The following is a 17,337-nucleotide window of genomic DNA, read 5'->3' on the forward strand; positions in this document are numbered from 1 at the left end:
GGTCGATGCTGGTTATCAAGCAGCGCCGGTGTGATTTTATCGACTCTGCGCGGTGGGAGTCTTGCGTTGCAGGGCCGTGAGCCCAATTGCGGCCCCGCAGCGCGGACCGTTGCCTTGCCCGAAAAGCTGGGCTAGCTTCGAAAAAGAGTTCTGAATACCAATAGACTTGGCCATGGCTCGCGAGGGTTCGCACCTTCGCGGGGCGATATCGCACTGAGACTTTTGGGCAACATGACGGTCCGCTTGTGCAGGCCAGGGCCGACGCGCCCTTGTGCATCCGACTCCCCCGGGCGATATTGCGGGTTCCTTCTCCCAGGAGTCTTTAAATGTCTGTACGTGCTCTTCTCATCGGCGTCTCGATCGCCGCTCTCGGTTCTGTTGCTGCTCAGGCCGCCGATCTCATCATCCCGACCACTCCCGAGCCGATCTATGAGGCTGCTGGCTTCGATTGGGAAGGTCTCTATGTCGGTGCTCGCGCTGGTGGCCAGTTCACCGGTTCCGACGCCAGCACCTATGCCGGCTATCCGATCAGCTCGACCTCGGGCGTGCTCGGCGTTGCTGCCGGCGTGAACTTCCTGCCGATGGATCCGCTGCTGGTCGGCGTTGAAGTCACCGGCGACTACATCTGGAACAACGCGTTCAGCACCGGCGAATTCTTCGCCAACCTGCGTGCTGGTGCCGTTGTGACCGATTCGGTCCTCGTCTATGCCATCGGTGGCGTTGGCACCAACAACCGCACTGGTTTCAACCAGGGCGTGTACCAGCTCGGCGGCGGCGTCGAACTGGCTGTGACCGACTCGATCTCCGTTCGCGGTGAACTGGTTGGCCAGGGTGACTTCGACGGCGCTGCTGACCCGTTCTTCGAAACGGCCAAGGCAACCGTCGGCGTGTACTACCACTTCTAAGTCGAACCATCGACTTGAACGGTTTGACGGCTGCCCCTCGGGGCAGCCGTTTTTGTTTGCACAGGCCTGTAGCACTGTCGTCTCAGAGCAGCTGAACCACCACGGCATCGCGCGGTGGCACGGTAATGCTGGTGCCGCTGGCGGATGCCCCGGAGCCCGCCCAGTACACGGTTCCCAGCGTTGCTTCCCCCGAGCCAACGGATAGCGTCGCCTGCTGGACTTCCCGCGTGGAATTGATCACCCAGAGTATCCTGCCGGCTGGCCCCTCATGCAGGCGCGCCTGAAGAGCGGGGTTGGACAATTGCACCTGCTGTGTCTTGCCAGTCCAGGCAAAGGCGTCGGCGAAGTAGCGTAGATTGTCGGCACCACTGGTCTTGAAATAGGCAATGCCCGGATGGGTGCCGACCAGCATCGTCTTGCCGGCGCCAAAGCGGTTTTCCACCACGGCCAGGCGGCCATCGGCGAAGCTGCCGCGACCGCTGCCGGTCGTGACCCGATAGGACTGCAGGAAGCCGCCACCCTGGACGGGCCTGCCATCAAGCGCGAAATGGATGCGGTCGCCGATATCGGGCATGAACTCGACCTCGTCCTCGCGGACGCCGAACACGGCGTCCAGCCCGTTGTTTGGCTGGACCGTGCCGACCTTGCCCCGATCACCGAAATAGCCCGGCGTCGCTTCCGAGATCAGCGTCCCGCCGGCTTCGACCCAAGCCGCCAGGGCCTTGGCATGTTCGGCGGTGAGCATGATCGGGTAGGGGGCGTAGATGGTGTCATAGTCGGCAATGTGGTCGATATGGACCCAGTCGGCCTGAATGCCATTGTCGAAGAAGCCGCGATAGGCGCCCCACATGGCCTCACGATAGGTCTCGGGCTTGTGGTGGTGGTTGAGCAGATAATCCCAGGCCTGCGCCTCTGGAATCACCAGGATGGCGATGTCGCCCTTGACCGGCTTGGCCGCGAAGAGCGGCTTCTGTTCGGGCGCATTGGCCCATTTGCCGATCGCGCTGGCCATGTCCGAGCGCGGCGTGCGCGAGCCGTCCATGCCGTAGGAGCCGAAGGCACCGAACAGCGGCCCATCGAGCAGGGGGCGATAGCGCAGGTTGAGCACGCCGGTGGCGCCCGCGGCAAACGAGGTCATGGTGAGGGTGCGAATATCCTCGGGGTCCATGACGCGACCGTCTTCCTTGTCGCGTCCCAGCACCTGCGGCTGCAGCCAGAGTGGCCCGCCCGGACGCTCGGCATGCCACCATGGCTTGCCCCGCGCCGCGGCGCGCGTCAGGTCGGGGCCGAAGAAGTTCTGCCATGGCTTGAAGCCGCGGCGGCTGGGCACCCAGGTGAGACCGTAGAGCTCGACCTTCGAGGCGGCGAGCCAGTCATCCGAGCCATTGGCGGCCATGTTGGGAATGGCCCCGCCGACGCCATGCGCGGCGATCAGGCAGTCGGAATCGATGCCGCGGATCGTGTCGATCTTGAATTGCATCTGGTCGTAGTAGTTCTGCCGCTTGAACTCGAGCCAGTCGAGGTTTTCCGGATAGGCAGCCACTTCATGCGGGGGCTCGATATCGTCCCACCCGGCATAGGAATAGCGGTACCAGGCCTGGGCCAGCGTATCGAGATCGCCATACTTGGCCTGGAGCCAGAGGCGGTAGTCCGCCTTCATATAGTCGGAAAAATCGACGTCGGCGGCGTAGTTGACCTCGTTCCACACATCGTAGCCGAGCAGGCCCGGATGACCCTTGTAGCGCGTGGCCAGGGCCTTGAGGAAGGCGCCGACGGCCTCCTTGACCTCGGGCGCATTCATGGTCAGGGCACCAGCGCCGCCGCCATTGTTGGAGAAGCCGCCCGTCGCGGAGCTGACGCCCATATTGGACGTCATCGGCCGACCATCGGCACGCACCTGCCTGGCATGGGACCACTGGCGATAGGCCCAGTCCGGGACGGTATGGGTCAGCTCGGCAATGATGGTCTTGATGCCGTTCTTGGCCGCCAGGTCCATCTGGCGGTCATAGTCTTCCCAGTCATACACGCCCGGCTTGCGCTCGATCGCCGCCCACATGAACCAGTGACGGAAGACATTGAGCCCATCTTCTGAGGCGACGCCATAGTCACGCTCCCAATCGGCCTTGGGCGGGTTGGACTTGCGGAAATAGACCGCGCCGAACGGGATCTGCGGGAGCTTGTCGAGAGGCATGGTCTGGCTTCCTTGCGGCAATGGTTCGTCATGCAGCGACGCGATGGCATCGCCGTTGGTGGGTTGGGACAGGGCAGAGGGCTGGAGCTAGCTGTCGTCGCCGGCCAGCGCCTCCAGGGTTCGGATCAGGGCGGAGTGGTCCTTGTCGCCGTCGCCGCGGGCGATGGCGGCATTCATCAGTTGTTGCGTCGCAACGGCATTGGGCAAAGCGATGTCGAGCGCCTTGGCGGCATCGACGGCCAGCGACAGGTCCTTGCGGTGGAGGCGAATGCGGAAGCCCGGATCGAAGGTCCGCTTGATCATGCGTTCGCCATGCACTTCCAGCACGCGGGACGCGGCGAAGCCCCCCATCAGCGCTTCGCGCACCTTGGCGGGATCGGCGCCGGCCTTCTTGGCGAAGAGCAGCGCCTCTGCGACAGCCTCGATATTGAGGCCGACGATGATCTGGTTGGCGACCTTGGCCGTCTGGCCATCGCCATTGCCCCCGACCAGGGTGATGTTCTTGCCCATGAGCTGGAGCAGGGGCAGGGCCTTGTCGAACACCTCCTGCCGGCCGCCGACCATGATGGTCAGCGCGGCATTCCTTGCGCCGACTTCCCCGCCCGAGACGGGGGCATCGAGATAGTCGCAGCCGAGCGCCTCGATGCGCCTGGCGAAATCCTTGGTCGCAACGGGGGAGATGGAACTCATGTCGATGACGAGCTTGCCGGCGCCAAGGCCGGCAGCGACGCCGTCGGCGCCGAACAGCACGGCCTCCACATCCGGCGTATCAGGCAGCATCAGGATGATGATGTCGCTGGCCTCGGCAACCGCCCTGGCGCTGTCTAGGGGCTTGCCACCCTTGTCGACAAGATGCTGCGATGCATCCTTGACCCGGTGCAAGACAAGGCTGTGTCCGGCGGCAATCAGGTGTTCCGCCATGGGGCGGCCCATGACGCCGAGGCCGATGAAACCGATATTCATGTCACGCTCCTCAGAGATAGGGTTTCATCCAGCCGAGGCCGGCCGACGTGCCGGCCTTCGGCTTGTATTCGCAGCCCACCCAGCCGTCATAGCCAAGCCGATCGAGCTCGGAGAGCACGAAGCCATAGTTGATCTCTCCGGTGCCGGGCTCATTGCGGCCGGGATTGTCGGCGATCTGCACATGGCCGATGCGGTCCTTGAGGCGGGCATAGGTGGGCACCAGGTCCCCCTGCATCACCTGGGTGTGGTAGACGTCATACTGAATGAAGAGATTGTCGGACCCCACGGCGTCGAGCAGGCGCTCGGCATGGTGGGTCGTGGACACGTGGAAGCCCGGAATGTCGCGCAGGTTGATCGGCTCGAGCAGCAGCTTGATGCCGGCACTGGCGAGGCGCGGGGCGGCATATTTGAGGTTGGCGACCAAAACAGCGTCACGCTCGTCGGCCGTGGTACCGGCCGGTGCGATGCCCGCCAGGCAATTGATCTTGTCGCAGCCCAGTGCCTGCGCATAGCGGATGGCAGTTTCGACGCCCGCCTGGAATTCCACCACGCGGTCGGCAAGGCAGCCAATGCCACGCTCGCCACCATCCCAATTGCCGGCCGGCAGGTTGAACAGCGCCTGGGTCAACCCATTGGACTTGAGGGCAGCAGCGACATCCTCGGCGGGAAAGCCATAGGGCCCGACATATTCGACGGCCCGAAACCCGTCCTTCGCCGCCGCCGCGAAGCGGTCGAGGAAGGGCAGATCGGCATAGAGGAAGGAAAGATTAGCAGAGAATTTGGGCACTTGAGGGTCCTTCAGGCGGTAAAGCGGGTGCGGTGCATCATCCGCTTGTTGCGCGGGTCGGGGTTGGGCACGGCGGAGATGAGGCTCTTGGTATAGGGCTGCTGCGGATCGGTGCAGATCTGCTCGGCGGTGCCCATCTCCACCAGCTTGCCGCGATGCATCACGGCGACGCGGTCGCAGAAATACCGCACCACTGAAATGTCATGCGAAATGAAGACGAAGCTGAGGTCCAGCCGTTGCTGAATTTCGAGCAGCAGATCGAGGATCTGGGCGCGGATCGAGACGTCGAGCGCCGCCGTGGCTTCGTCGGCGATGATGATCTTCGGATCGAGCGCCAGGGCGCGGGCAATGCCGATGCGCTGGCGTTGGCCGCCGGAAAAGGCGTGCGGGTAGCGCTCCATGGCCATGGCATCGAGGCCCACAAGATCGAGCAATTCGGCGACGCGCCTTTCGAGTGCCACGCCCTTCATCGTGCCCGATACCACCAGCGGGTCGCCGACAATCTCCTTGACCGTCATGCGCGGATTGAGTGAGGCGAACGGATCCTGGAACACCAGGCGCACATCGCGATGGAAGGCCTTGAGCTGGCGCTTGCTGAGGCCCGTCACATCGACAGGTTCGCCCCTGCCGAAATAGCTGACCTGCCCGGAGCTCGGCTCGACCGTGCGCAGGATCAGCCGGCCCAGCGTGGTCTTGCCCGAGCCGCTTTCGCCGACAATGCCAAGGTTCTCGCCGGGATAGAGATCGAAGCTGACATCATCGACTGCCTTGATCGCGTGGGCGTTGCCCCCGAACCAGGAGGTCGATGCGCCATAGAGCTTGGAGAGGTGTCGGACGCTCAGCACCGGCTGGCGGGCCAGGAGGACGGGATCGGCTCGGCCATCGGAGCGCTGGTTCCGCTCCAGCTTGACCGTCGAGTTGAGCAGCCGCTGCGTATAGGGGTGACGCGCATCGTGGAAGATCGCGTCGGTGCTGCCCGCCTCGACAATCCGGCCATAGCGCATCACAGCCACCGCATCGGCCACTTCGGCCACGATGCCCATGTCGTGGGTGATCAGCAACATGGCCATGCCGCGGCTCACCTGCAGGCGCTTGATGAGATCAAGGATTTCGGCCTGGGTGGTGACGTCGAGCGCCGTGGTCGGCTCGTCAGCGATGAGGATTTCCGGGTCCGCCGCCAGCGCCATGGCGATCATTGCACGTTGCCGCATGCCGCCGGAAAACTCGAACGTATAGCGGTCGATCATCTTGTCGGGATTGGGGATTTCCACCTGCCGCAACAGCTCGATGGTCTCGGCCCGCGCCTGCTTCTTGTCCATGCGGCGGTGAAGCCGCAGCGCCTCGACGATCTGGCTGCCAATCGTATGGACCGGCGAGAGCGAACTCATCGGCTCCTGGAAGATCAGCCCGATACGGCCGCCGCGGATCTTCAGCAGTTCGGGGCTGCGCTCGGTGAGGGTGGCAATGTCGATGTCGCCACTCTTGCCGGCCAGCAGGATCCGGCCGGAGGTGATGGCGCCGTTCTTGTCCAGGATATGCAGCAGGGCGCGCGCGGTGACGGATTTGCCCGAACCGCTTTCGCCAACGAGGCAGAGTGTCTTGCCCCTTTGCAGCTCGAAGCTCACATCGCGCACGGCATGCAGGATCTGCGTGCGGAGGCGGAAGTCGAGGCTGAGATTTTCCACCTTGAGCACGACATCGCCTTCGGCGCCATCGGACTGTCTTTCGGTGGTGACGGCTTGCATCTGCATGGCGTCAGCTTTCATAGGGGTCAGCGGCGTCGCGCAGGCCATCGCCGAGGAAATTATAAGCCAGCACCGTCAGAACCACGGCCGCGGACGGCCAGATAAGCAGCCAGGAGGCATTGGCAATGGTGCGCACATTCTGGGCGTCCTGCAGCAACACGCCCCAGCTCACCACTGGCGCCTTGAGGCCAATGCCGAGAAAGCTCAGCGCCGTTTCCGCGACGATCATGGTCGGCAGCGCCAGGGTAACCACCGCGAGGATGTGACTGGTGAGCGAGGGGAGGATATGCCGGAAGATCAACCGGCGCTCGCTCGACCCGTCCAGCCTCGCGGCGGTGACGAAGTCCTCGCTGCGCAGGGCGAAGAACCGGCCACGCACTTCGCGGGCCAATCCTGTCCAACCGAACAGCGAGACGATGAGGGTAATGACGAAATAGACCGTCAGCGGCGACCAGGTCAGCGGGATCGCCGCCGCCAGCCCCAGCCACAGCGGAATGGTGGGCATGGAGGAGATGACCTCGATGACGCGCTGGATGACGAGATCAATCCAGCCGCCATAAAAGCCCGAGATGGAGCCGAGCACGACGCCCAGGATCAGGCTGATGGTGACGCCGATCAGTCCGATTGACATGGAGATGCGCGTGCCGTGGATCAGCCGGCTGAGCAGGTCGCGGCCGAGCTTGTCAGTGCCCAGCAGATACATGGTGTCACTGGGGTTGAGCGGCCCGATGAGATGGGTATCCGAGGGGAACACGCCCCAGAGCTTGTAGGGCGCGCCCTGTACGAAGAAGCCGATTGGCACGACCTGGTTGTCGTCGATGACATAGGAGCGGCGCAGCGAGGCCTGGTCCACCGTCATCGTGTAGCCGGTGACATGCAGCAGGAAATCCCGGCTGCCATCAGGCTGGTCGGCGAAGAGACGGATTTCCTGCGGCGGCGCATTGGTGAATTGCGGGCGCGAGGTGTCGGGCAGGGTGGGGGCGAGAAATTCGGCGAACAGCCCGATCATATAGAGCATCAGGATGATGATGCCGGCGACCACGGCGACCTTGTTGCGCACGAACTTCGTCCACATCAGCCGCCAGGGACCCGCGGCATCGGTCTCGATCGGCTTGCCGGTCTTGAGCGCGGAGACGGCAGGGCCGGTCTCAGGCGCATCCTCGATGAAGGTATGGGCAATCATCAGTTGAACCTGATCCGTGGGTCGAGAAGGGCGAGGAGGATGTCCGAAACCAGCATGCCGACCAGGGTCAGCACACCCATCAGCAGGATGAAGCTGCCGGCCAGGTACATGTCCTGGCTGATCAGGGCCCGCAGCAGCAGTGGGCCGGCTGTGGGCAGGTTGAGGACGATGGCGGTGATGGTGACGCCCGAAATCAGCTCGGGCAACACCCAGCCAATGGCTGAGACGAAGGGATTGAGCGCGATGCGTACGGGGTATTTCACCACCGCCCGGTATTCCGGCAGCCCCTTGGCCTTGGCGGTGATCACATAGGGCTTGTTGAGCTCGTCAGTGAGATTGGCCCGCAGGATACGGATGAGCGCGGCCGTGCCATTCGTGCCGATGACCACGATGGGGATCCACAGATGGGCCATCAGGTCGACGAACTTGCCCCAGCTCCAGGGCGCCTCGGCATATTCTGGCGAGAACAGCCCCCCGACGCTCTGGCCGAAATACTTGTAGCTGAAATACATCAGCACCAGCGCCATGATGAAGTTGGGTACGGCAAGGCCGATGAAGCCCAGGAAGGTGAAGGCATAGTCGCCCACCGAATGGCGGCGCATGGCCGAATAGATGCCGATGGGCAGCGACACGGCCCAGACAAAGAGCAGCGAGGCGATGGAAATGCCCAGGGTCGAGCCCATGCGCTCCCAGATCAGGTCGCCGACCGGACGGTTCCATTCGAAGGAATAGCCAAAGTCGCCGCGCAGCAGGATGCCGCTGATCCACTTCCAGTATTGCTCGTACATCGGCGCATCGAGCCCGTAGATTTCGCGATAGCGCTGGATCTGGCCGGGATCGATATTGGCGCCGCTATCGGCCATCGATGCGAGCATCGAAGTCAGATAGTCGCCCGGGGGCAGCTGGATGATCGTGAAGGCGATGATCGACATCCCGACGAGGGTGGGGATCATGTAGATCAGTCGCTTGATCACATAGTTCAGCATGGCACTTCCACTCAGGCCCAGGTCACGTAAACGACTTCGATGGTCGAGATGGAGGGCACCACCACCGTGACGCGGCCATCGGCGACACTGGCCTGCGCCTCGCCGCCGGCCACCAGCAGTTCGGCCCCACCGAATGACTTGCCGGAGGGGATGGCAATGGAAACCTCCTGCCGCCCCGCCGGATAGACTTCGCGGATCGGCCCTTTCATCATCATCGGATTGGAAAGGTTGTTGAGCACCACCGCAAGGCCGGTCCGGTCCTCGCGAACCGAAAGATCGAGCACGGACAAGCCGCTGATCTCGACCTGAGGCCGCCGGTTGAGTGCCCAGCGCACGGCATTGCCAATGAGCCGGGAATGATCGCCCGCCATGACTTCCCAGAGGATGCCGCCGATATTCCAGGGAATATAGACCGTGCGTCCGCCCGAGGCGTGTTCACGCGTAACCACGGCTGCACCCTTGGGGTCTTCGCGTGGATAGACTTCTTCCATTGGCAGGTCGGGGAAATCCGGCACGAAGAGGAATGGGTGCTGCGCATCGGCGACCGTGTCGACCGCGAGCAGTTTCGTGCCGCCCATGATGCGATTGGCGCCTTCAAAGCCCTTGGAGATGGGATGATCGCCATTGATCGCGACATAGGTATTCTTGACCGGACCACGGGCGGGCTTGGTCATCGTAACGCCCAGCAGCTTGCCCAGTGCAATGGCATTGCGCGGCTTGTTGGCCTCGGTGCGGGTCGAGCTTTCATGCGCGGCGACAACCGAACCGCCACGCGCCACATAGTCTTCCAGCGCCTTGACCTGCGCATCGGAGAGGCAGGTGGAATTGGCCAGGATGATGACCTTGAACCTGTCCAGCATCGCCGGGGTCATGGCCTGGTCCGAGACCATTTCGAAGGGCAGCTTGGCCTCGATCAGCGCCATGTAGAAGCCCAGATCGTCGGCCTCGGCGGCGCGGCGCGTGTCCTGGCCGTGGTGACGCAGGGTGGTGGCGGGATCGAGAATGGCGATCTCCGCAGTGGGCGTCATGCCCTTGAGCACAGGCTCAAGATCGGCATGCAGGCCAAAGCTGTCGGCCACCGGCTGGACCCAGCGCGTATCGGGCACGACGCCATTGAACTTGGTGAACCAGGGCAAGAGGCCCTGCGTGGTGCCGTCATCCATCCAGGCCTGGATTTCCGGGCCCGTGGTGACGGAGTCCTTCCAGCGGTATTCTTCTTCCGGCCCGATCGAGGTGATCAGGATGGCCGGGCGGTCGCGGAAGGTGGCGCGCATGCGCTTGCCGTTGCGGCCGCTCATCCAGACCGGCTCGGTGCCCCGGCGGCCCTGGTCGTCAACGCATAGGAAGGGGCAGTACTTCTCGATGATGTCGAGATCGAATTCGGTGAGCGAGACCGAGCCCATGTTCGGGATGAAGCTGGTATGCGGCTTGATGGCCTTCATCACCTCGTCCCACTCGACGACAAGGCGGCTCAGCACATTGCGGCGCCAGGCGGTCCAGGCCAGCCAGGCCGGGTTTTCCAGGCTCTGGTCCATCGGCAGCTCGTGGCCGGAGGCAGCGCGGAAATTGGTCTTGCAGCTGTCGCAATAGCAGACGCCATGGCCCTGCCAGCGATTGGCGAAGATGGCATCGATGTCGTAGCTGGTGGTGATCTCCTTGAGCACTTCGGGCATGAACTTGAAGTTGTAGTCCGAATAGGCGCAGGTGACCCAGACGTCGGGGAAGGCCCAGTGACGGCGCTTGTTGCCCTGCTTGTCCACCGCGATCCATTCGGGGTGGGCATCGGCCGCATCCTGATGGATGGCATGGGGGTCCACGCGGGCCATGACATGCATGCCCAGCTGGCGCGCGCCGGTGACAAGATCGCCGAACGGATCGCTATCGCCAAGAAATTTCGAGACGTAGTGCAGCGGCACCTTGGACGGGTAGTAGGCCACATAGCCGCCCGCGCTCAGGCAGGTCGCATTGGAGCGCGTGCGCTTGAACACGTCGATCCAGAAGGCCGGATCGTATTTGATCGGGTCATCCTCGGCCAGGGTGAGCTGGGTCCAGCGCGTCGCGGACTTGTACCAGTCCGGGGCGCGGAGGTGATCGGTGGCTTGTGCCTTGGTGTCGAGCATGACGGATCCAATGGGTATGAGGGGGCCCTCGCCGGCCCCAAAGGGCCGGCGCTGACCGTGATGTGCGTTGTGAGGCGATCAGGCCTTGAAGAACTGCTCCGGACGCGCCGGGCCAGGTGTGGGCCAGCCGAACGAATTGGGCATGGTGTCGAGCAGGTTGACCACGTCGTTCTTGACCACCCCATAGCCGTCGGCCGGGAGGCTGACGCCGAAGGTGAAGAACAGATCGGCCGCGTTCTGCAGCACCTGAGCCATCAGTTCGTTCTGCTTGGCCGGATCGGCCGTGCCGACGAGCGAGCGATAGAGCTCCTGCTGTGCCTTGACCGCTTCCGGCGGCTCAACCGCAGCCTCATTGTCCGGCTGGGTGTAGTAGAGCGCCCAGCCCGGAGCGTAGAAGCAGTTGTTGTTGATCGGCACGTAGAAGCGGGCGTCGAGCATGGCCGCGATGCCGGAATTGGCGCCGAACTGATGGGCCGTGGCATCGTATTCGCGGCCGCGGCGGACACGTTCTTCCCAGAGCGAGCGGTCCATGGTGCGCATCTGCGCATCGATGCCGATGGCCTGGAACATCGGGATGGCCAGCTCGAACATGTCGAGGAAGGTGGTGCGGGTCTGGTCGATCTCGAAGATGATCGAGACGCGACGGCCCTCCTCGTCCTGGCGATAGCCCTCGCCATCCTTGTTCGGGATCAACGCGTCGAGCAGCTCATTGGCCTTGGCCGGGTCGAACTCGGTGAACTGCTTGGCCAGCTGCTCATTGTAGAGCGGATCGCCTTCGCGCATTGAGGGCTGGGCCGGTGAGCCCTGGCCGACGAAGACCGCATCGATCAGCGCCTGCCGGTCGATGGCATGCGACATGGCCTGGCGGAATTCCATGGTGTTGAACAGCTTGTTCTTGACCGGATCGAGATGGTTGAGATTGAGCTGGAAGGCCATGACATTGGCCGCGGTTTCTTTCAGCGTATAGAAGCCGTAATTGCCCGTTTCCTGGCCATCGAACAGGACCGGCTTGTTGGCCGGCGTGCAGATATACTGGTCCATGATGTCGATCTCGCCCTGCAGCGTCTTGAGCAGCAGCACTTCGGGATCGGCGACCATCTGGTAAACCACGCGGTCGAAATAGGGCAGTTGGGTGCCCTGGTCGTCCACCTTGAAATAGTAGGGGTTGCGCGTGGCAATGGCGCGCTCGGTGTTCTCGCCAGGGGCGCCGTCAGTGAACACCCAGGCATTGAGCGTGGGGCGATTGCTGTTCTGGTAGAAGGTGTTGTCATCCAGCATGCCGATCTCGCGCTGGAACAGCGCAATCCAGCTTTCCAGACCCTGTTCCTTGGCCAGCGCATCGGCGTCCGGATTGTAGCGGATGTGGAACTGCTCGAGGTAATGCTTGGGCGTGCGCGTCATCTGGTCCTGCTGGGCCCAGGCGAGCTGCTGCACGAAGAAGCCGTTGGGAGCCGGGAAGATGACCTTGAAGGTCTGCTCGTCCACGACTTCAAGCTTGGCAACCTCGCCATTGACCGACCACCAGGCATTGCCGCCCAGCGTTGCTTCCGCGTCAGTGAAGTAGGCGTCGTACCAGAACTGCACGTCGGCCGTGGTGAAGGGCACGCCGTCGGACCATTTGTGGCCCTTGCGCAGGGTAAAGGTATATTCGGTGGCTTCGGGATTGACCGACCAGGATTCAGCGACGTTGTCGACGAGACCCGACCAATCCGGGTTGAACCGCACCAGCGGTTCATAACCCTGGTAGCGCACCAGCATGGACAGCGACCCGCCACCCACCAGCGCATGATTCCAGTCGCCGCCCTGCTGGCCGGCACGCTCGAACGGCGTGATCACCAGCGGATTGGCGGGCAGACGTTCGGCGACGGGCGGCAGGTTGCCGGCATCGACCTCCGATTTGAGAAAGGCCGATTCCTGTGTGCCCTGTGCGCGGGCCCAGGTCGGCATGGCCAATGCCCCTGCAAAAGCAGAGCTGGCAACGATGAAAGCCCTGCGGCTGATACTACCCATCTTGATCTCCTCCTCACTAATCGCCTGTGGCGTTCTTAGTTGGACGTTAGCTTGAGACTGGCATCTTGTTAGGTAAAGCGTTATGTTGATATTGATGTGATTAATGTGGATAGAGACAGCATTCCACGATTGTCCCTGGAGCTCGAATGGCGCGCATAACCCTGTCCACGATTGCCGAAATGACCGGCCTCTCGAAATTCGCCGTGTCCCGGTCGCTCGCCGGCAAGGATGGCGTCAGCGACGAGACTCGCCGCCGTGTGCAGCAGGTTGCCGCCGAGCTTGGCTACCAGCGCGTCGTGGAGGCGGTGCAGGCGCCGGTGCTCGGCGTTGTGTTCCACGATACCGACCTGGTCAACTCGGAGTTGCACCTGCTGATCCAGAGCGGCTTCCAGACCGAGGCGCAGCGTGGCGGCTACCAGGTGCGCATGTGCTGGACTCACCTCACCGACGAGATCGTCGCCTTTGCGCGTGGTTGCCAGGGGGTCGCCATGGTTGGCCCGCATCCACGCGAGATTATGGAAGCCGTGCGAGAGCTGGGTCTCCCTGTGGCCCGCCAGGGCTGGGTAGGGGCCCTGGAGCCGTTCGATACTGTCTCGGGCACCGACCACGAGGCCGGCTCGGCTGTCGCCAGCTATCTGCTGGAACTGGGCCATCGCTCCATCGCCTATGTGCATGGCACGCCGGGCTATCGCGGCCGCGTCGAGCGCTTCTACGGCGTGCGCGAAGTGCTCGAGACCCATCCCGAGGTCACCTTTCGCGAAATGAAATTCCAGACCGAGATGCGGTTTCCCCAGCACCTGCAGGAGGTGCAGGCCGACGGTTTCGCTCCGACGGCCTTCTTTTGCGCGCATGACGGCATGGCGCTGACCGTCGTCTCCGAACTGCTGCGGCTCGGCTACCGCATCCCCGAGGACATCTCGGTCATCGGCTTTGGCGACTATTCGGCGGCAACCCAGATCTCCCCGCGCCTGACCACGGTCAAGGTGCAGGGCTTCCAGATGGGGGCAGGCCTCGTGCGCATCCTCGATGACCGGCTGAAGCAGCGAATTCCCCCAGACGTCCCCGTTCGCGTCGGGTTTGTCTCGCACCTGGTCATTCGCGAATCCACCGGGGCGGCCAGCCCGCGCTGAGACGCGTCCCGATCACGATTGCCCTGTTGCGCGGGCGTTGCCGACCCGCCATTGACAACCATCAATGCACCCGAAGCAGGTTCCGCCAAAGTGACGCCCTAGCCGAGCGGAGGGCGAGATGCGTGTTTGGTCAGTCATGGTGCTCATGTTGGGTACCGCCTTTGTTGCCCCGGCGGGGCTGGCGGCAGGCACTGCCGATTGCATCCAGGCGGACCGCGCCTGTATCCGCAACGTGCTGGAGGCCGCCGCCTCCGCAGGCGACATCGTGGCCAAGATCGACCTGGCGCGCATGCTGCTGGATGAGCCGGAGCAAGGTCCCAACTGGCGCCGCGCCGCGAATCTGCTGCAGCAGGCCGCTGCCACCGGTGACCCCTGGTCTACCAGCATCCTCGCCAGCCTCTATCTGCAGGGCAAGGGCGTGCCGGAAGATGGAAACAAGGTCCGCGCGCTGCTGATCCCCGCTGCGGCCAATGGCAGCGTTGGTGCCCTGTCCGGCCTGGGCGATCTCTTCGCCAAGGGAGCAGGCACCATTGCGCCGGATCTGCCCCGCGCGGCCCGCTACTATGCCAGGGCGGGGGCTGCAGGCGACGCGCATGGCAAGTATCAACTGGCCCTGATGCTGCTGGACGGGCGCGGCATCCCCGGCGACGTGCCGCGGGCTATCGACCTGCTGGAAGAGCTCAGCCAAGGGGGTGATCCCTGGATCTTGATCCAGCTCGCTGACGTCTATGCCAGCGGCAAGGCCGCGCCGATGGAGCGGGCCGTCGACTATTTCGGCAAGGCCGTCGAAACGGGCAATTCGGCCGCCATGGTGCGGCTGGCACAGATCTATCAGTCCGGCCTTGGAACGGTGGTACCTGACGCCGCAGCGGCCGCCCGCCTGCTCGAACGGGCCGCGACCCTCGGCGATGTGGCCGGCCGCGTGCTGCTGGCGCAAAGCCTTCTGGGAAGCGGTGGCGAAGCGAATGCGGCGCGAGCCGTGACGATGCTGGAGCAAGCTGCCGGAGAGGACGAAGTCTGGCCTGCCACGATTCTCGCCAGCCTCTACGCACAGGGAAAGGTGGTGCCGCTCAATGGGCCGCGCGCCGTGCAATTGCTGCAGCCCTTCGCCGACGAGGACAATGCCGCCGCGCTGGTTGGGCTGGGCGACATCTATGCCAAGGGCGCCGGGGTGATCGCGGTCGACCTGCCGCGCGCCCGGGGACTGTTCACTCGCGCCGCCGAGGCAGGCGACATTGGCGCGATGAACCGCCTGGGATTCATGCTGTTGCAGGGGCAGGGGGGCGACGTCGATGTCGCCCGGGGCCTCGCGCTGCTGCAGCCGGTCCTCGACAGCGGCGACACCTGGGCCATGCTGCAGCTGGCCGATCTTTATGCGCAGGGAAGCGGATTGCCGCTCGACGCGGTAGCGGCAGCGCGCCACTACCAGGCAGCGGCCGATCTGGGCAACGCCGCCGGGCTGAGCCGGCTGGGCCTGCTCCATCGCACGGGTCTTGGCGATATCGCACCCGATCGGGCTCTCGCCCTCGAATTCTTCGAGCGTGCCGCGGCGGCGCAGGACGCCACCGGCCGCATCTATCTGGCGCTCATGCTGCTCGAGGCGGGCGCTTCGCAGGACATTCTGCGTGCCGTACAATTGCTCGACGAGGCAGCAGGGGCCGGCGACGCCTGGGCGGCGACCATACTGGCGGACCTGCTGATCCGCGGCGACCGGATCGATGCCGATGGGCCGCGCGCGCTGGCGTTGCTGGAGCCCCTTGCCGCACAGAACAATGCAGCAGCCCTCGCCAGCCTTGGCAATCTCTACGTGACCGGCGCGGGAACGGTGCCAACCGATCCGGCCAAGGCGGCTGGGTATTTCGAGGCGGCCGCGGCGCTGGGCGACTATGGTGCCAAGAGCCGGCTCGGCATGATGCTGGTCAAGGGGGAAGGCACCGCGGCCGATCCCGCACGGGGACTGGCGATGCTGCGCGAGGTTGCGGCCATCGGCGATGGCTGGGCCAAGATCCAGCTGGGTGACGTCCTCGCTTCGGGTGAGGCTATGCCCGTCGATGCCCAAGGCGCGTTGGCTGCCTACCGGGCGGCTCGCGAGCAGGGGCTGTCAGCAGCTTCGATCAAGTTGGGGTATCTCTACATGACAGGCAGGGGCTCGGTCGCACCGGACCCCGGCCGCGCCGCCGCCTATTTCACAGAAGCAGCCGACCGTGGCGAGAGCGTCGGCCGGATCAGTCTCGCCCTGCTGCTGCTCGACGGCAAGGGCGTAACGCGGGATGTGGACCAGGCGGTGGACCTGCTCAAGCTGGCCGCAAGCACCGGCGATGCCTGGGCCAATGGCACGCTGGGAGGGCTCTATGCGGATGGCCGCCACCTCCCGCCCGACTACCCCCAGGCCTTGCAGTTCTCGGAGACGGCACAGCGGGGCGGCGACGAAGGTGCCATGCTGCGGCTCGGCATGCTGTTGGCCACCGGACCACTGGCCAAGGAACATCGTGCCGAGGGCATCGAACTGGTTGAGGCTGCGGTGGCGGCCAAGCGGCCCGGAGCAATCGTCGAACGAGCCCGGTTGGGCACTATGGGGCTGTTGGGTAGCGATGGGGCGCGTGCTGCCGATGGGGCGTTGCGGGCGGAAGTCGATTCGGGCGACCCCGCAGCACTCCGCCTGTTGCTGCAGCTCTATCGTTCAGGTGGTCCCGGGCTCAAGCCAAGCCTGAGGCAGGCTCAGTCCATGCTCGACGCGCATGCGGATCTGCTGCCGCCCGAGGCGGTCGCCTTCGAAACCATCGCCCTGCGCGCTGTTCCGCCGGCCACGGCGCAATCCCTCCAGGATATCGGCCAGTCGCTGGCCGGGCTGGCCCGCTCGGACCTGTCACAGACGGTGCAGATGCTTTTCTGGGGAAACAAGAATGCCTATGTCTACGTACTGCAGCAGGGCCTGCGCGATGCCGGCTTCTACAATGGTGCGCTGGACGGCTATCTCACCCGCCAGACCATTGCCGCGATCAATCGCGTTTGCCGGCAGGAGGGCGTGGAAGAGACCTGCGCACAGGGGCCGTTGACCCCGGAAGTGGCCATCCTGCTAGGCAATTACCTGGCCAGCCGCCCCCAGCCGCTGCGCTCCTGAGGCCTGACGGGCCGTTCGCCAACGGACGGTCCGCACACTCATCACATTGCGGATGATCTGGTTAGGGACATCTAAACCCTGCCTCCAACATTGGCGGTTATGTTAAGGCTTTGCTAGGCCGGCGCGGCCCAAACCTCTCCCAGCGTCAAACACCAAGAACTCCTGGGAGGGTCACAAATGTGCAAGCGCATTGTGT

The 17,337-nt window shown here is 64.1% G+C and carries 11 protein-coding genes; 3 read left to right on the forward strand and 8 right to left on the reverse strand.

Annotation, left to right across the window (positions count from 1 at the left end):
• Positions 1–326 precede the first annotated feature (326 nt).
• Complete coding sequence (locus ACLI1C_RS08045) at positions 327–905, forward strand: outer membrane protein (RefSeq protein ID WP_411396350.1); 579 nt, start codon at positions 327–329, stop codon at positions 903–905.
• A gap of 82 nt (positions 906–987) precedes the next feature.
• On the opposite strand, the gene ACLI1C_RS08050 is transcribed toward ACLI1C_RS08045, so the two are convergent.
• The 8 genes from ACLI1C_RS08050 to ACLI1C_RS08085 form a co-directional block, all read right to left on the reverse strand.
• Complete coding sequence (locus ACLI1C_RS08050; protein ID WP_411396351.1) at positions 988–3,096, reverse strand: beta-galactosidase; 2,109 nt, start codon at positions 3,094–3,096, stop codon at positions 988–990.
• A gap of 87 nt (positions 3,097–3,183) precedes the next feature.
• The gene (locus tag ACLI1C_RS08055) at positions 3,184–4,059 is read right to left on the reverse strand and encodes a 2-hydroxy-3-oxopropionate reductase (RefSeq protein WP_411396352.1); all 876 of its coding nucleotides are present in this window, start codon (positions 4,057–4,059) and stop codon (positions 3,184–3,186) included.
• A 10-nt stretch (positions 4,060–4,069) separates the two neighbouring features.
• Positions 4,070–4,846 (reverse strand): hydroxypyruvate isomerase, encoded by a 777-nt coding sequence (gene hyi / locus ACLI1C_RS08060; RefSeq protein WP_411396353.1) that lies wholly within the window; start codon positions 4,844–4,846, stop codon positions 4,070–4,072.
• A gap of 11 nt (positions 4,847–4,857) precedes the next feature.
• The gene (locus tag ACLI1C_RS08065; RefSeq protein WP_411398271.1) at positions 4,858–6,591 is read right to left on the reverse strand and encodes an ABC transporter ATP-binding protein; all 1,734 of its coding nucleotides are present in this window, start codon (positions 6,589–6,591) and stop codon (positions 4,858–4,860) included.
• 10 nt (positions 6,592–6,601) lie between these two features.
• Positions 6,602–7,774: an ABC transporter permease gene (locus ACLI1C_RS08070; RefSeq protein ID WP_411396354.1), complete on the reverse strand. Its 1,173-nt coding sequence runs from the start codon at positions 7,772–7,774 to the stop codon at positions 6,602–6,604.
• On the reverse strand, positions 7,774–8,760 hold the full coding sequence (locus tag ACLI1C_RS08075) for an ABC transporter permease (RefSeq protein ID WP_411396355.1): 987 nt from the start codon (positions 8,758–8,760) through the stop codon (positions 7,774–7,776). The genes ACLI1C_RS08070 and ACLI1C_RS08075 overlap by 1 nt, the downstream gene beginning before the upstream one ends.
• An 11-nt stretch (positions 8,761–8,771) precedes the next feature.
• Positions 8,772–10,880, reverse strand: coding sequence for a family 10 glycosylhydrolase (locus ACLI1C_RS08080; RefSeq protein ID WP_411396356.1), 2,109 nt, complete (start codon positions 10,878–10,880; stop codon positions 8,772–8,774).
• A gap of 78 nt (positions 10,881–10,958) precedes the next feature.
• Positions 10,959–12,890, reverse strand: a complete 1,932-nt coding sequence (locus ACLI1C_RS08085; RefSeq protein ID WP_411396357.1) for an ABC transporter substrate-binding protein — start codon at positions 12,888–12,890, stop codon at positions 10,959–10,961.
• A gap of 146 nt (positions 12,891–13,036) precedes the next feature.
• On the opposite strand from ACLI1C_RS08085, the gene ACLI1C_RS08090 reads away from it, so the two are divergent.
• Together ACLI1C_RS08090 and ACLI1C_RS08095 are read left to right on the forward strand one after the other, a co-directional pair.
• On the forward strand, positions 13,037–14,020 hold the full coding sequence (locus tag ACLI1C_RS08090) for a LacI family DNA-binding transcriptional regulator (RefSeq protein ID WP_411396358.1): 984 nt from the start codon (positions 13,037–13,039) through the stop codon (positions 14,018–14,020).
• A gap of 118 nt (positions 14,021–14,138) precedes the next feature.
• On the forward strand, positions 14,139–17,141 hold the full coding sequence (locus tag ACLI1C_RS08095; protein WP_411396359.1) for a tetratricopeptide repeat protein: 3,003 nt from the start codon (positions 14,139–14,141) through the stop codon (positions 17,139–17,141).
• Positions 17,142–17,337 lie beyond the last annotated feature (196 nt).

The sequence above is a fragment of the Devosia sp. XGJD_8 genome (assembly GCF_046614475.1).
Lineage (GTDB): Bacteria > Pseudomonadota > Alphaproteobacteria > Rhizobiales > Devosiaceae > Devosia.

Excerpts from the sequence above, each read along its gene's own strand:
- ACLI1C_RS08055 (WP_411396352.1), bottom strand. The coding sequence starts at position 4,059 with ATGAATATCGGTTTCATCGGCCTCGGCGTCATGGGCCGCCCCATGGCG.
- ACLI1C_RS08090 (WP_411396358.1), top strand. The coding sequence starts at position 13,037 with ATGGCGCGCATAACCCTGTCCACGATTGCCGAAATGACCGGCCTCTCG.
- ACLI1C_RS08075 (WP_411396355.1), bottom strand. The coding sequence starts at position 8,760 with ATGCTGAACTATGTGATCAAGCGACTGATCTACATGATCCCCACCCTC.
- ACLI1C_RS08050 (WP_411396351.1), bottom strand. The coding sequence starts at position 3,096 with ATGCCTCTCGACAAGCTCCCGCAGATCCCGTTCGGCGCGGTCTATTTC.
- ACLI1C_RS08080 (WP_411396356.1), bottom strand. The coding sequence starts at position 10,880 with ATGCTCGACACCAAGGCACAAGCCACCGATCACCTCCGCGCCCCGGAC.
- ACLI1C_RS08065 (WP_411398271.1), bottom strand. The coding sequence starts at position 6,591 with ATGCAAGCCGTCACCACCGAAAGACAGTCCGATGGCGCCGAAGGCGAT.
- ACLI1C_RS08095 (WP_411396359.1), top strand. The coding sequence starts at position 14,139 with ATGCGTGTTTGGTCAGTCATGGTGCTCATGTTGGGTACCGCCTTTGTT.
- ACLI1C_RS08085 (WP_411396357.1), bottom strand. The coding sequence starts at position 12,890 with ATGGGTAGTATCAGCCGCAGGGCTTTCATCGTTGCCAGCTCTGCTTTT.
- ACLI1C_RS08045 (WP_411396350.1), top strand. The coding sequence starts at position 327 with ATGTCTGTACGTGCTCTTCTCATCGGCGTCTCGATCGCCGCTCTCGGT.
- ACLI1C_RS08070 (WP_411396354.1), bottom strand. The coding sequence starts at position 7,774 with ATGATTGCCCATACCTTCATCGAGGATGCGCCTGAGACCGGCCCTGCC.